Origin of the sequence: Streptomyces sp. NPDC001480 (assembly GCF_042894725.1) — a bacterium.
In the GTDB taxonomy this organism is placed as follows: domain Bacteria; phylum Actinomycetota; class Actinomycetes; order Streptomycetales; family Streptomycetaceae; genus Streptomyces.
On record NZ_JBIAVX010000041.1, the window covers coordinates 1 to 14,885 of the forward strand.

9 protein-coding genes are annotated in these 14,885 nt (G+C 73.6%); 4 read left to right on the plus strand and 5 right to left on the minus strand.

The features are described 5' to 3' along the window. Positions 1-315 precede the first annotated feature (315 nt). Positions 316-1,077 carry a TetR/AcrR family transcriptional regulator gene (locus ACFY01_RS45075; RefSeq protein WP_390741594.1) on the minus strand — a complete coding sequence of 254 codons (762 nt, stop codon included), beginning with the start codon at positions 1,075-1,077 and terminating at the stop codon, positions 316-318. A gap of 103 nt (positions 1,078-1,180) precedes the next feature. On the opposite strand from ACFY01_RS45075, the gene ACFY01_RS45080 reads away from it, so the two are divergent. Then, entirely contained in the window at positions 1,181-2,248 is a 1,068-nt protein-coding gene (locus ACFY01_RS45080; protein WP_390741595.1) for an alpha/beta fold hydrolase, read from the plus strand. Positions 2,249-2,524: 276 nt separating this feature from the next. Next, positions 2,525-2,740, plus strand: coding sequence for a hypothetical protein (locus ACFY01_RS45085; RefSeq protein ID WP_390741596.1), 216 nt, complete (start codon positions 2,525-2,527; stop codon positions 2,738-2,740). Positions 2,741-2,816: 76 nt separating this feature from the next. On the opposite strand, the gene tpg is transcribed toward ACFY01_RS45085, so the two are convergent. The 4 genes from tpg to ACFY01_RS45105 all read right to left on the minus strand — a co-directional run bounded on the left by tpg (position 2,817) and on the right by ACFY01_RS45105 (position 8,555). Then, complete coding sequence (gene tpg / locus ACFY01_RS45090; RefSeq protein WP_390741615.1) at positions 2,817-3,371, minus strand: telomere-protecting terminal protein Tpg; 555 nt, start codon at positions 3,369-3,371, stop codon at positions 2,817-2,819. A 94-nt stretch (positions 3,372-3,465) separates the two neighbouring features. After that, on the minus strand, positions 3,466-6,357 hold the full coding sequence (locus ACFY01_RS45095; RefSeq protein ID WP_390741597.1) for an ATP-binding protein: 2,892 nt from the start codon (positions 6,355-6,357) through the stop codon (positions 3,466-3,468). Between the two features lie 44 nt (positions 6,358-6,401). Further along, on the minus strand, positions 6,402-7,172 hold the full coding sequence (locus tag ACFY01_RS45100) for an SDR family NAD(P)-dependent oxidoreductase (protein ID WP_390741598.1): 771 nt from the start codon (positions 7,170-7,172) through the stop codon (positions 6,402-6,404). A 144-nt stretch (positions 7,173-7,316) separates the two neighbouring features. Then, the gene (locus ACFY01_RS45105; RefSeq protein ID WP_390741599.1) at positions 7,317-8,555 is read right to left on the minus strand and encodes an aminotransferase class V-fold PLP-dependent enzyme; all 1,239 of its coding nucleotides are present in this window, start codon (positions 8,553-8,555) and stop codon (positions 7,317-7,319) included. Between the two features lie 395 nt (positions 8,556-8,950). On the opposite strand from ACFY01_RS45105, the gene ACFY01_RS45110 reads away from it, so the two are divergent. Both ACFY01_RS45110 and ACFY01_RS45115 read left to right on the plus strand, forming a co-directional pair. Beyond that, on the plus strand, positions 8,951-9,166 hold the full coding sequence (locus ACFY01_RS45110; protein ID WP_390741596.1) for a hypothetical protein: 216 nt from the start codon (positions 8,951-8,953) through the stop codon (positions 9,164-9,166). 362 nt (positions 9,167-9,528) lie between these two features. Further along, positions 9,529-14,826, plus strand: coding sequence for an amino acid adenylation domain-containing protein (locus ACFY01_RS45115; protein ID WP_390741600.1), 5,298 nt, complete (start codon positions 9,529-9,531; stop codon positions 14,824-14,826). The last annotated feature ends 59 nt before the right edge of the window (positions 14,827-14,885 follow it).

Sequence of the window (14,885 nt, forward strand, 5' to 3'; positions counted from 1 at the left end):
CGTCGACAGGTCGTTGCCGAAGGACGCCGTCTCCGACGTGAACCGGTCACCCGTGAGCTGCATACCGTCCCCGGAGTCGCCCGCGAACCGGATGACCACCCGGTCCAGACGGCGGACCTCTTTGGGGGGCGACGGCGCCCTTCCTGGCGGCGCGGTGGTTTCCACAGACATACGTGTGTCGCCTCCTGTCGGTCCCGCGGCCGGCCCCTTGTCGGTGCAGGACGGGTCGTACATCTGGCCAGAGGCTATGCAGGCGTGTTTGCGGGGCGCTTGTGCGGTCGCACGGCCACGCTTCAGCCGTTCACCGCAGACCGGTCAACGGGCGCCTGGCGGCCCGGCGCGGTCCACCAGCGACTGGACGCCGTCGAGGAGCCGTTCGAGGGCGAAGTCCAGGGGGTCGATCGGGTTCGGGGCGAAGAAGCCGTCGGCGATCGCCTCGGTCAAGGCCGGGAAGCGGTCGGCATGGCGGTCGAGGAGTTCGGCGGTGAGGCGGGTGAACTCACGGCTGTGCTCCTCGTCGTGATCGACGAGCTGCTGGGCCAGGTTGCGCACCAGACCGGCGAGAAGCAGGAACACCTGGTGCCGCTCGGCCGCCGGGAGCCCGGCCGGGGCGAGGGCCCCGAGGGCGGCGTCCAGCCAGCCGAGCTGGTTGGGGCCCATGACCTGGCGGCGCATCGCGGTGGCGGCCAGCAGCCAGGGGTGGGCCTCGTAGACCCGCCAGGAGCGGCGGGTCCACTCCTCGGCGCCCGCCCGCCAGTCGCCGGCGAGGTCCGACAGGTCCGGCGGGGCGGCGAGGACGAACTCGACCATCAGCTCGACCAGTTCGGTCTTGCCGGGCACATAGCGGTACAGCGCCATCGCCGAGACGCCGAACTCGGCCGCGACCTTGTTCATCGACACGGCGTCCAGGCCCTCGGCGTCTGCCAGTTCCACGGCCGCGGCGGCGATGCGTTGCGGCGACAGGCTCGGCTTGGGCCCCCGGGTGGGCTGGTCCTGTTCGCCCCACAGCAGGGCGACACCGGCCCGCAGATCGCGAGGCTTGTCCCGGTCTGCGCTCTTCGCGGTACCCCTCGGCATGACGGTCCTCTCGGTCGGTGAGCGGAGCCGGTTGACTCCCGACTCCAACTGTATATACCGTAAACACAACTGCTGACGCGATAAACAGTTTAGGGGGTACGTCATGCTCGCCACCGTCCTCACCGCCTCGGCCGCCACCCTGGTCGCCGCGCCCGCCGCCGGCCTGCTGGGCTACCGGCAGCTCAAGCGCGCGGCCAACGCCAGGCGCCTCGCCATCACCACACCGAACGGCATCGACGAGTCCGGATACGTCCGCATCGGCGGCATCGACCAGTGGATCTCCGTGCGCGGCGAGGACCGCGACAACCCGGTCGTCCTCGAGATCCACGGCGGCCCCGGCGCCTCCAACCAGATCTTCATCCCGCGCACCCGTGCCTGGGAACGGCACTTCACGATCGTGCGCTGGGACATGCGGGGCTCCGGGCTGACCTTCGGCCGGGGCGGCCCGGACGGGCAGGGCGAGATGAGCATCGAGCGGTACTACCGGGACGCCCTGGAGGTGACCGAGCACGTGCGCGCCCGCCTCGGCGTCGACAAGGTCCTGCTGGTCGCCAACTCCTTCGGTACGGTCACCGGCCTGCGCCTGGCCCGCAACCACCCCGAGCTGTACTCCGCCTACGTCGGCACCGACCAGAACATCATCGCGGGCGGGCGGGAGCGGGAGGCGTACGACGCGCTGCTCGGCCGGCTGGAGAAGTCGGGCAAGCGCAAGGAGTACGCCGCCGTCGCCGCGATGGGGGCGGACCGGACGGCGTGGAGCACCGAGCAGTGGTCGGAGTTCAACAAGCTGGTCATCACCACCGACCCGCTCAGCTACGACACGATGAAGACCGTGGTGATCCGCTCACTGTGGTTCTCACCCCTGCACACCCTGCGCGGGCTGCGCACCTACCTGAAGGGCATGACCTTCGCCGAGCAGCTCGGCCCGCAGGCCATGAGCATCGACGAGCGGGCCGAGGGCACCGACTTCCGGCTGCCGTTCTTCCTTTTCCAGGGCGACCACGACGCCCTCACCCCGCCGGAGCCGGCCCGGCGCTTCTACGAGGCCGTCACCGCCCCGGTCAAGGACTTCGCCCTCATAGAGGACGCCAGCCACTTCGCGGCCTTCCGCCACCCGGACCGGTTCCTCGAGCTCATGCTGGACAAGGTGTGGCCGGCTGTTGGCAAATGATTCCCGCTCGCTCTGGCTCCCTTTCCGAGAGGTTGCCAAGTTTTGCCAGACAGGCTCGACTTCTCCCGAGACGGCTTGTCTTCGCAGGTCAAGTCAGTTCGACAACGGCATGCCCCGGACGGATCCGGGGCATTGCGCGTCGTTCTGAGGTGTTCTTGATGTCCACTTCGAGTACACCTCCATCCATTCCCCAGTGATGCGCGAGGCATCGTTGCCAACCTTCTAGGCAAGAGGTTGCCAAGCAACCAACACGAAGTTGTCACCGAGGAGCCAGCCATGAACCGCATCGCCCGGATCGCCGTCACCGCCGCAGCCGTCGCCGCCACCGCCTTCACCACCGCGGGAGTCAGCGCCGCCGCCACGGACACGATCGGCTGGCCCACCGCCAAGTCCACCACCGCCTCGGCCGAGAGCACCGACGACATCGGCTGGCCCACCGCCACCACCGCCTCCACCGACGACATCGGCTGGCCCACCGCCGCCTCCCTCTGACACACGCCCCACCGAGACGCCCCCGCCGGCCGGCAGGCCGCCGCGGGGGCTTCGGCGTTCCAGGCGCCGGTGCGTCTCAGAACTCCAGTTCCAGTTCCTCGATGTCGCTGAACTCGACCGACAGGTCCCGGGCGCGATTGCCCCGGTCACGGAAGTACATCTCGCCCAGGCCCTCGGCGAGGATCGCCCGGAGCTGGGCCTCGGTGGCGCCAGCCTCCTGGGCTGCGAAGAGACGGGCCGCGTAGTCCGGGGGCAGTGCCTGGTTGATGTACCGGACGCGGGGGTCGTCGGTGGTCCCGGGGGCGGCGGTGAAACCGAAGCGCGCCCGGGTCGACACGAAGATGCCGCCCGTGGCCGCCGCCTGCCGCCGGGCCCGTTCCCGCACACGCGGCTGCCAGCGTCTGCGGGCCTCGCTCTCGAGCCGCTCGGCGAGGTCACGGCGTGGGCGCTTCAGCTGGCCCTTGACGTAACGCTCGACCGTGCGCTGCGAGACGCCCAGCAGCTCGGCCACCGGCCTGGTGCCCCTCATCTGCCGTACCAGGAACCGTATCTGGGCCTGTGCCGACTTGGGGAGCGGGCGCGTGAAGTGTTCGGCGGCGGCCTCGTCGAGAGTGTCCCCGATACCGACCATCACGCCGTCCCGCTCCTTCGTCGTCCCGCCGCCCAGTGTGCGCCGTCGCAGACGTTACCTCCACCGCCGCTCAGGCCGCGCACGACCGGTGGGCTCACGGCCCCTGGACCGCCTGGAGCACGGGTTCGGGCAGGCCCAGCATGGCCAGCACGGCCGAGGCGGAGGCGCCGGGTACCGTCGCCGCCTCGGCGGCCCGCCGGTAGTGGAGCCGGGCCGTGTCGCGGTCGCCGCGAATCTCGGCGACGCGGGCGAGACCGGCGAGTGCGCGGACCCGGCTGCCGATGCTCCGGACCCAGCGGGCGTCCAGGAGGTCCAGCGCCTCCCGGTAGCGGCGCTCCGCCTCGGCCGTCTCGCCCGCCGACAGGGCCAGATCGCCGAGCCCGCGCTGGGCCGCCGCCAGACCGGCGGGGCTGCCGGTGCGCCGGGCCAGCTCGGCGGCACGGGTGTAGTCGGCGCGGGCCGCGGCGGGGTCGGTGTCGGCCAGGTGGTCGCCGCGGCCGACCAGGAGGTCGGCGGTGTCGGCCAGGGCGCCGAGCCCTTCGGTGAGGGCGAGGGCCTGATCGGTGAGGGCGACCGCTTCCGTACGGTCGCCGCGTGCTCCGGCCAGGGCCGCCACGGCGTCCAGGGTCAGCGCCGTGCCCCAGCGGTCGCCGAGTGCGCGGAACGCCTCGGCGGCGGTGTGCAGGGCGTGCTCGCCGCGCGCGGGGTCGTCCTCGCCGAGGGCGCCGAAAGCGGTGACGTACTGGGCGACGGCCCGAGCCCACGGGTCGGATCCGTCGCTCTGGGCGGAGACCAGGGCGTACGCACGGTGCGGGTCGCCGTCGGTGGCGTTGCGCAGCACCCACAGCAGCAGCGCGGCCGGATGGCGGCCCTGTCCGGTGCCGGACCAGACGGCGTCCAGGGCCGACGCGGCACGGGCCCGGTGCCGGTGCCAGACCGGGTGGCCGGCCGGGCCGGAGGCGGCCAGCAGCACACAGATCGCGAACTCCTCGTCGAGTCCGGCGGGGGGTTCGCCGTCGAGGATGTCCAGCAGGCGGGCCGCGTACGTGGCGACGCAGGCGGGGATGCCCCGGATCCACAGGGAGTGCGCGGCAGCCGCGAGCAGGGCCAGTCCCGTGCCCGGTTCCGGCGCGTCGGCCGTCCAGCGGAGCGCGGCGAGAAGGTCGTCGTGTGCGGCGGTCAGCCGTGCCAGCCCGTCGAGCTGCGCGGAGCCACGCAGTCGCGCGTCCGCGGTGCGGGCCAGGTCGAGGAAGTGCTCGGCGTGGGCGCGGCGGACGTCGTCGGACCGCTCGGCCGCGTCGAGTTGCTCGCCGGCGTAGGCGCGGACCGTCTCCAGCATGCGGTACCGGCCGTCGGCCGTCTCCAGGAGGGATTTGTCGGCCAGGGACTCCAGGGTGTCGGGGTCGGTGCCGCACACCCGCGCCGCGGCGGGCGCGGTCGCGCCCGAGACGAAGACGGCGAAGCGCCGGGCCGCCCGGCGTTCGGGCTCGGGCAGCAGCTCCCAGCTCCAGGCGATGACCGAGCGCAGGGTCCGGTGCCGTCCGTCGCCGGTGCGGGCGCCGCGCGCCGCCATGCCGAGCCGGTCGTCGAGGCGGCGCGCGAGGTCGTCGGGGTCCAGGGTGCGCAGCCGCGACGCGGCCAGCTCCAGGGCCAGCGGCAGGTTGTCGAGGGCGGCGCAGAGGCGTCGCACGGTGGCCGGGTCGGCGGCGAGGCCGGGGCGTACGGCCGTGGCCCGGTCGGTGAACAGGCGGACGGCCGCGTCGGTATCGAGGGGGCGTACGGGGTACAGGTGTTCGCCGATGATGCCCAGCGGTTCCCGGCTCGTGGTCAGGACGCGCAGGTGCGGGCAGGCCGCCAGCAGGCGGGTGATCAGCGCGGCGGTGGCGTCGAGGACGTGCTCGCAGTTGTCCAGTATCAGCAGCAGCGGCCGGTCGGACAGCACCGTGACCAGGCGTTCGGCGGGTGACGGGCCGTCCGCGCCGAGGTGCAGGCTGTTCCCGGACAGGCCGAGCGCGCCGAGCAGCGCCTGCGGCACGGCCGTGTCCTCCCGCAGGGGTGCCAGCTGGACGAAGCACACCTCGCCGTCCGCGGCACCGGCGGCCTCGACGGCCAGCCGGGTCTTGCCGACCCCGCCCGGCCCGGTCAGCGTGACCAGGCGGGACCGGCGCAGCAGGGCGTCGAGGTCGGCGACCTCGGAGTCACGGCCGACGAGCGCGGTCAGCTGGGCGGGCGGCCGAGCGGCGGCGGGCACCGGGTCCTGGCAGAGCAACTCCTGGTGCAGCGCGGACAGTTCGGGTGAGGGGTCGACGCCGAGTTCGTCGGCCAGGTGCCGCCGGGTCGTCTCGTACACCGCGAGGGCGGCGGCCTGCGCGCCGTCGGCGGACAGGGCCCGCATCAGCAGCGCGACCGGCCGTTCACGCAACGGGTGACGCCCGGTCAGTTCTCGCAACTCCGGTATCGCCGAGCGGTGTTCGCCGAGCCGCAGGTCGGCCTCGAGGCGGTCCTCGAGGGCGGCGAGCCGCAGTTCCTCCAGGCGTACGGTGGCGGCCCGGGCCGTGTCGGAGCCGGAGTCCGCGAGGTCGGCCAGCGCCGGGCCCTGCCACAGCCCGAGCGCCTCGTGCAGCAGGGCGGCGGCCCGGGCGGGGTCGTCCGCACCGAGCGCCGCGCGGCCGTCGCGGGCCAGCCGCTCGAACCGGCCGGCGTCCACGGCGTCGTACGGCACGACGATCCGGTAGCCGGCGCCGGTCCGTTCGATGGGTGCGGACGGGCCGAGGACGGTGCGCAGCCGGGACACCTGGGACTGGAGGGCGTGTGCGGACTGGGGGCCGGCGGGGTTGCTCTCCTCGGCCAGGCGGTCGGCCGGCACCGTCTCGCCGGGGCGTGCGAGCAGCAGCGCGAGCAGCGCGCGGCGCGCCGGTCCGCCCAGCGGGAGTTCTGTGCCGTCGTCGCGGCGGACCCTGGTTTCGCCGAGGATGGTGAACCGCATGCCGGTGATTATTCACCGCAGTTCGCCGCACGCGGGCCGCACGGTCACGCGGGCATGATCGGGCCGAGGTAGGTGCCGCCGGAGACGTCGATGGTCTGCCCGGTGACGTAGCGCCCCTGGGGACCGGCGAGGAAGCCGACGACGTCGGCGACGTCCTCCGGTTCCCCGAGCCGCCCGAGCGCGGTGATCGCCTCCAGTTCGGCGACCACTTCGGGGACGGCGGTGTAGCCCGCGGTCAGGTCGGTGCGGATGGCGCCGGGGGCGACGGTGTTGACGGTGATGCCGCGGCGGCCGAGCTCGTTGGCGAGCGTCGGGGCCAGCGCCTCCAGGGCGGCCTTGGTGAGGGTGTAGCCGATCTGGATGGAGACGGCGAACCGGCTGGCCGTCGAGCCCATGTTGATGATCCGTCCGCCGTCGTTCAGCAGCGGCAGCGCGCGCTGGGTGACGAAGAAGGGGGCGCTGACGTTGACCTCGAACAGCTGCCGCAGCTCTTCCGGGGTGACGTGGGCGATGGGGTGGCCGGAGCTGATGCCCGCGTTGTTGACCAGGATGTCGAGGCCGCGCCCGTCCAGCCCGGCGCCCAGCTGCCAGAACAGCTGGTCGACCGCGCCCTCCTCGCCGAACCGGGCCTGTACGGCGAAAGCCCGGCCGCCGTCCTTCTCGATCCGCTCCACCGTCCGCGCGGCGGCCTGCTCGTCGCTGCCGTAGTGCACGGCGACGTACGCGCCCTCGGCGGCCAGCCGCAGCGCGACGGCCCGTCCGATCCCCCGCGACGCGCCGGTCACCAGTGCCGTCTTGCCGGTCAGCTCACCCATGGTCCTGCTCCTGTTCGCTGCGGTGTCGGTTCCCCGGTGGATCCGGTTCGCCCATACCTTCGCGACAGGCGCTCACCGTCCGCTCACCGCCGGCTCACTGCCGCTCACCGGCGCCGCTGGGCGCCGCCGGGTCGCGGTGCGCCGTCAGGGCGCGGGGCACAGCCTCAGGTGCCGTGCCCTCGTGGGCGCCTGACGGGGGCCCAGGGCGTGCGCCGCAGGCAGGGCCGGAGCGGGAGCCCCGGCCGAGCCCGGTACCGCGACCGACGCCGCCACGCGGCGCGGTGCGGCCACCAGGCCGGTCCGCTCCCGCGCCACGACCTCCCGCAGAGCCGCGCCGAAACCGTCCACGTCCCGGAGCGAGTTGTCGCCGTGGACGGTGGCACGGACGGCCGTCGTGACCCCGCGCCCCGGCAGGAACAGCGGGGTTTCCTGCCCCACCGTCTTCCAGACGAAGACTCCCCGCTCCGCCAGCCGGCGGCGGATGAGCGCGGCGGGCAGCTCGGTGTGCCGGAAGGTGAGGATGCCGGACTGGATCCGCCCGGGAGTGATCAGCTCGGTGCCGGGAGCCGCCTCGACGGCCGCGCGCAGGACCGGGCCGAGTTCCTGGAACGCGTATGCTCCGGCAGGCTCCGCCAGGGCCGTGTTCAGCGCCGTGACGGCGGCGTTCGCCGGTGGCAGGTCGGGTTCGACGCCACGCGGCCCGAGGAGTTCCCTGAGCCGGGGGGCCGCGTAGGCGAATCCCACCGACTGCGGGCCGCGCAGGAACCGCCAGCCGTCCCCGGTGAGCAGATGGCAGCCGATGCGGTCCGCGTCCACGGGAAGCTGGCCCACGGCGTACGAGGCGTCGACCGCGTACAGGCACCGGTACGGGGCGAGGACGCGGCCGATGTCCTCGACAGGGTTGACGATGCCGCACCCTGCCGGGACGTACGCCACGGAGACCAGGGCGACGGTGTCGTCGATGTTCCTCGCCATCCACTCCAGGTCCAGGTCACCGTCCGGCCGCAGCGGTACGACGTTCAGGCCGCAACGGGTGCGGTCGCGCAGGGCGAAGAGCGTGGTGAGGTTGGCCGCGCCCTCGTAGGGGGTCGTCCAGATGCGGTCGCCCGGGCCGAGCCGGAGACGCGACACGAGGGTGGCGAAGGCGTCGGCGGCGCCGGCGAACAGGACGGTGTCCCGGGGCGGCGCGCCCAGCAGGGCGGCCAGGCGTGCGTAGATCTCGCGGTGCAGGACGTCGTCGAAGTGCTCCTCCAACTCGTGAGGCCCGTACCGGTCCTCGTGGCGCGTCCACTCGGTGAGGACCGCTCGTGCGGCAGCGGGCATGCGGCCCAGTCCGGCCGCGTTCAGGTGGACCGTCCGGTCGCCGTGGGATGTCGCGTTCACTGCCGGGGCCTCCCCCCGTTTTCTTGGGGCAATGAGTTGCCACTTATCAGGCAACACATTGCCAACACGTCGACGAGGTTGGCAACATGCACTCAGGCGGGACTCTAGCGAGTGGGTCCTCTGCCGCGACGCTCAGTCCTCCCCGGCTCGTGCCCCTAGGAATTGCCAAGCCTTGCCGGAACACTTCCAATTCTGCCAACTAGATCTGTTTCAGCAGGTCAAATGGGATTTCACTTGGCAATTCGGGGGTGTCGGCCAGCATCCTGGGGCGCTTCTGAAGCCTTCGTCGAGTACACCTCCATCCATTCCCCAGTGATGCGCGAGGCATCGTTGCCAACCTTCTAGGCAAGAGGTTGCCAAGCAACCAACACGAAGTTGTCACCGAGGAGCCAGCCATGAACCGCATCGCCCGGATCGCCGTCACCGCCGCCGCCGTCGCCGCCACCGCCTTCACCACCGCGGGAGTCAGCGCCGCCGCCACGGACACGATCGGCTGGCCCACCGCCAAGTCCACCACCGCCTCGGCCGAGAGCACCGACGACATCGGCTGGCCCACCGCCACCACCGCCTCCACCGACGACATCGGCTGGCCCACCGCCGCCTCCCTCTGACACACGCCCCACCGAGACGCCCCCGCCGGCCGGCAGGCCGCCGCGGGGGCTTCGGCGTTCCCGGCGCCGGTGCGTCTCAGCCGACGCCGCCAAAACCACCGACAACACCAGCCGGCCCACCACCGCCGCCCCTCGCACACGCCCCACCGAGACGCCCCCGCCGGCCGGCAGGCCGCCGCGGGGGCTTCGGTCGTTGCGGGGGGGCTGGCAACACCTTTCCCTCCTGTTGCCGCGATCCTGCGCCCTCCCACCTGCGACTCCAGTGCCGCTCCACTGCTCCGAGACGCTGTCTCAGGATCGACTTGCCAACATTCAGGCAAGGTTTTGTCAAGCCGGAAGGCTTTCGTAAGGAGCGAGTGCTGATGTCCATCTCCGGCCTCATCGAGCAGCAAGTCCACGCGCGGCCCGACGCGCCCGCGATCACCTACCCCGGGTGCGCCGGCGACGACGTGTCCCTCACCTACCGGGAGCTCAGCCAGGCGGCGAACCGTCTCGCCGCCCATCTCCGGGCTCGCGGCGTGAGGCGCGGCGACCGGGTGGTGACCTCCCTGGGGCCGGGCCCGGACATGGTGATCGCGTTCCTGGGCATCGTGCGGGCCGGCGCGGCCTACGTCCCAGTCGACCCCGCCAACCCGGCCGAGCGGCGCCGGCTGATCGTGCGTGACAGCGCGGCCCGCGCGGTGCTGGCCGAGGGCACGGGTGCGGCGGAGTACGAGGGTCTGGACGCGATGGTCGTCGCCGTGGACGCCGAGGCCGCCGAGATCGCCGCCCGGCCCGACACGCTGCCGGAGGAGACGACCGGCCCGGAGGACGCCGTCTACGTCTGCTACACGTCCGGGACCACCGGCACGCCCAAGGGTGTCGTCGTACCGCACCGGGCCGTGCTGGACTTCGTCCAGTCCCACGACTACCTGCGGCTGACGCCCTCCGACGTGGTGGCCCAGGCCGCCAACCCCGCCTTCGACGCGGTCACCTTCGAGGTCTGGACGACGCTCACCTCCGGCGCCCGCCTGGTCGGCCTGGCCAAGGACACCGTCGTCGACCCGAGCCGCTTCGCGGAGGCGGTCCGTGCGCACGGCATCTCGGTGATCTTCCTGACGACCGCGCTGTTCAATCTGGTCGCCCGGGAGCGGCCGGACGCTTTCGCCCCGCTGCGGACCGTGCTCTTCGGCGGCGAGGCTTGCGACCCGCGCCGGGTGCGCGAGGTGTTCGCGGCCGGCGCGCCCGAGCGGCTGCTGCACGTGTACGGGCCCACCGAGACGACCACCTTCGCCACCTGGCACGAGGTGGCCGAGCCCGCCGAGGGCGACCGCACGATCCCCATCGGCCGCCCGATCGGCACCACCGTCGCCGTCGTCGTGGGCGCCGACGGCAGCCCCGTACCTCCCGGCGGCACCGGTCAACTGCTGCTCGGAGGCCCCGGGCTGGCCACCGGCTACCTGGACCGGCCGGAGCTGACCGCGCAGCGGTTCGCCGAAGACCGGTTCACCGGCAGCGGCGGTCCCCTGTACCGCACCGGCGACGTGGTGCTGCTGCGGGAGGACGGCGCGCTGGAGTTCGTGGGCCGGGTGGACGACCAGGTCAAGCTGCGCGGCTTCCGCATCGAGCTCGGCGAGATCGAGTCGGTGCTGGCCTCCCACCCGGGTGTGTCGGCAGCCGCGGTGTCCCTGCACGAGACGAAGGACGGAGACAAGCGCCTCGTGGCCCACGTGGTGCCCGCCGCCGCGGCCGCCACCGCCGCCGAGGAGGACGCCCAGATCACCGAGTGGAAGGAAATCTACGAGGCGCTCTACGACGACGCCGACGCAGCGGAGCTGGGCACCAACTTCGCGGGATGGAACAGCAGTTACGACGCCCTGCCGATTCCTCCCGAGGACATGCGGGAATGGCAGGCGGCCACCCTGGAGCGGATCCGCGAGCTGCCGAGGCGCCGCGTCCTGGAAATCGGCGTGGGCACCGGCCTGCTGATGGGCCGTCTGGCCCGCGAGGAGGAGGTCGAGGAGTACTGGGCAACCGACTTCTCCCCCTCCGTCGTCGCCGCGCTCACCGCCCAGACAGGGACCGACCCCGTCCTGCGCGGCAAGGTCCGGCTCAGCTGCCAGGGCGCCGACGACACCACGGGGCTGCCCGCCGGCCACTTCGACGCGATCGTGGTCAACTCGGTGATCCAGTACTTCCCGAGCCTCGCCTATCTGCGCACGGTGATCGAGCGGGCCCTGCCGTTGCTCGCCCCGGGCGGCTCGCTGCTCCTGGGCGACCTGCGCAACCTCGACCTGGCCCGCTGCTTCCAGACCGGTATCGAGCTGGCCCGGCCGGGCGCGACCCACAGCGGCCGTGAGGCCCTGCGCCGCTCCATCGACCAGCGCGTGGCGATGGAGACCGAACTGCTGCTCTCCCCCGCCCTGTTCGCCGCTCTCGCCCGTGCACTGCCCGCGGTGCGCGCGGTGGACGTACGTGCCAAGCGCGGCAGCCACCACAACGAGCTGACCCGCTACCGCTACGAGGCCGTCCTGTCCACCGGTGAGCCGGTGGCCGACCTCTCCGCCGCGCCCGTCGCCCGCTGGGACGAGGAGATCTCCTCCGTCACCGACGCCGAGCAGTACCTGACCACGCACCGGCCGGCCCTGCTGCGCCTGGCCGCCGTGCCCAACCGCCGCGTACACGACGAGTACAGCGCGATGCACGCCCTGGACAACCCGATCGAGAGCATCTACCTCACCCCCCAGGACGCGACGGCCCCGGACCCCGAGGCGCTGTGCGCGGCGGCCGAGCGTCTGGGCTACCGGGCCATCCCGACCTGGTCCAACGAGAGCGCCGAACTCCTCGACATCGTCTTCGTCGACCCCGCCCGGGTCCCCGCCGGCCCGCTGACGGGCGTGTACGCGGCACCGACGGCCCCCGTCGAGGCCTGCGCCAACACACCGACCGCCTTCGACCGCACCGTCGACCTCGAGGTCGTCCTGCGCGGCCACCTCCAGGAGCGGCTGCCCGACTACATGATCCCGTCGGCACTGATGACCCTGGACGCACTGCCCCTGAACGCCAACGGCAAGGTCGACCGCAAGGCACTGCCCGTCCCCGCCTTCACCGCCGACCAGACCGGCACCGAACCCGGCACTCCGATCCAGGAGATCGTCCGCGATCTGTTCGCCGAGGTGGTGGGCCTGCCCCGGCGCAAGGTCCACGCCGACTCCGACTTCTTCCGCATCGGCGGCCACTCGCTGGCCGCGGCCCGGCTGCTGTCGCGGGCCCGCGAGACGCTGGGCGCCGACCCGGGCAGCCGCGCGCTGTACGAGGCCCCGACCCCGGCCGAGTTCGCCGCGCTCGTCGGCGACACCCCCGCCGCCGCCACCGGCCCCACCGCCGCGGGTGCGGACAGCGCGGTGCTGCCGTTCAGGCTGCGCGGCGGGCTGAACCAGCAGGCCCTGGAACAGGCCCTGGAGGACCTCGGACGGCGGCACGAGGCGCTGCGCAACTCCCGCCTCGGCGCGGCCGGCACCCGGCTGCGCACTCTGTCCGCCGACGACCACCTGCTGGACCTCGTCCTGCCCGCCACCTCCGTCGACCTGTGGTCGCAGCTGCCGCTGGCCGCGGAGATCGCCCAGGCCTACGGCGCCCGCGCCACCGGCGACACCCCGCGCCGCTCCCCCGCCGGACTGGAGGCGGCGCCCCGCACGGTCTTCGGCGACCTGCCGGCCACCCCGCTGCCGGGCAGCGCGCCGCAGGCCGGCGACGCCTCCTACGGCACCCTCCAGGCCGAGCTCGGCGACGAACTGCACCAACGGCTCACCCGGTTCGCGGCCGAGCACGGCAGCACCCTGTTCATGGTGGTGCACGCCGCGCTGGCGGCCCTGCTGACCCGCCTCGGAACCGGTGGCGAGGTCACGGTGGCCGCGCCGGTTCCGGCCAGGGACCGCGTCGGCCTGCGTGGCGCGGTCGGGCCCTTCGGACGGGTCCTCGCGCTGTCGGTGGACACGTCCGGCGACCCGGCCTTCGACGAGCTGCTCGGCCGCGTCCGCGAGGCGGACCTCGCCGCCTACCGGGACGGCGAGGCCGCGCTGGCGATGCCGGGCGGCGGGGTCGCGCTGACCGTGCTCCAGGACGCCCTCGGACAGTTCGAGGCGGCCGGGCTCACGGTCCAGCCGGAGCTTCCCGAACTGCCGCTCCCCGCCGCCGACCTGGGGTTGACGCTGACCGAACGGCAGACCTCGGCGGGCGTGCCCGCGGGCATCACCGTCACGGCCGCCTACCGGCACGAGACGGTCGGCGAGGCCGTCGCCGCCTCCCTCACCGGCCAGTTCACCGCCGTACTGGAAGCCGTCCTGGACGCTCCCATGACCGCGCTGAGCCGGCTGCGGCTGCTGCCCGGCCCGGCCGCCGCCGAGACCGGCGTATGGGCGGGCGCCGACCTCCCGCTGCCCACGCAGGACGTGGCCGCCCTGTTCGCCGCCCAGGTGGCCCGCACCCCGCAGGCGCCCGCGCTGGCCGGTCTCGACTACGCCCAGCTCGACACCCGCTCCGACCTGCTGGCCCATGCCCTCCTCGAGCACAAGGCGGGCCCGGGCACCTCGGTGCTCACCGCGCTGTCGTCGCCCACCGGGTTCGCGGTGGCCGCGCTCGCCGTCGCCAAGACCGGTGCCGCGCTGCTGCCGGTCGATCCGTCGCTGGATCTGGCGGAGTCGCTGCGGCCGGTGGTGCTGCTGCTCGACGAGACGGCCGACCTGCTGCTGCCGGCCGTGCCGGGCGCGGCCCGGCTGGTCCGCGACCACAGCGCCGACCTGCTGCCCTCGGCCGGGCACTGGCCGGTGACCCAGGCCGACCGGACCCGGCCGGTAGAGGCGGACGACCCGGTCCTGCTGGTGCCCGGCGAGGACGGCACGGTGCTGATCGGCGCCGAGGCGGTCGCCGCGGCGACCCTGGCCGAACCGGCGGACGCCGCCTGGCTGGTGCACGGCTACCCGGACGGGGACGCCGCGCTCGGTCTGCTGGGCGCACTGGTCTCCGGAGCCCGGGTGCACGTGCCGGACGGCTCCCTCGCCCGGGCGGTGCCGCACGAGGTGCTGGGCTGGCTGCGGCGGGAGGACGCCCGGGTGGTGCTGGGCGGCGTCGACGACGAACTGTCCGCGCTGGTGGCGCTGGCCCGTTCCGAGGGCGCCGAGCTGACCGTGAGCGGTGGCTGGGCCGAAGGCCGGCTCGTCGTCGAGCAGGTGCCGGGCGGCCCCTCCCGGCCCGCCCCCGGCTACCGCGCCTACGTCCTCGACGCCCGGCTGCAGCCCGTCGCCCCCGGTGAGACCGGCTCGCTGTACATCGCGGGCGCGGGCGTGGCCCGGGGGTACTCCGGGGCGCCCGGGGCGACCGGCGAACGCTTCCTGCCCGACCCGTTCGGCGGCCCCGACGACTCCACCGCCCGCATGTGGCGCACCGGCCGTGCCGCCCGTCTGGACGCCGACGGCGACCTGCGGGTGCTGGACCACCCGGCGGAGGACGACCCGTTCGCCGACGAGTTCGCCACCTTTGTGGTCCTGGCCGACGCCGCCGGTCACCACGCGCTGTGGCCTTCGACGGCCGTCGTCCCCGACGGCTGGTACGAGAGCCACCCCGAGGACCTCTACGAGCTCTGCCTCGACCACATCAACGACCGCCTGGGCGACCCGCTCTAGGCCCCCACTCGCCGCACCGGCCGTGAACCCCAGGGGGTCCGGCCACCCGCACCCGATCA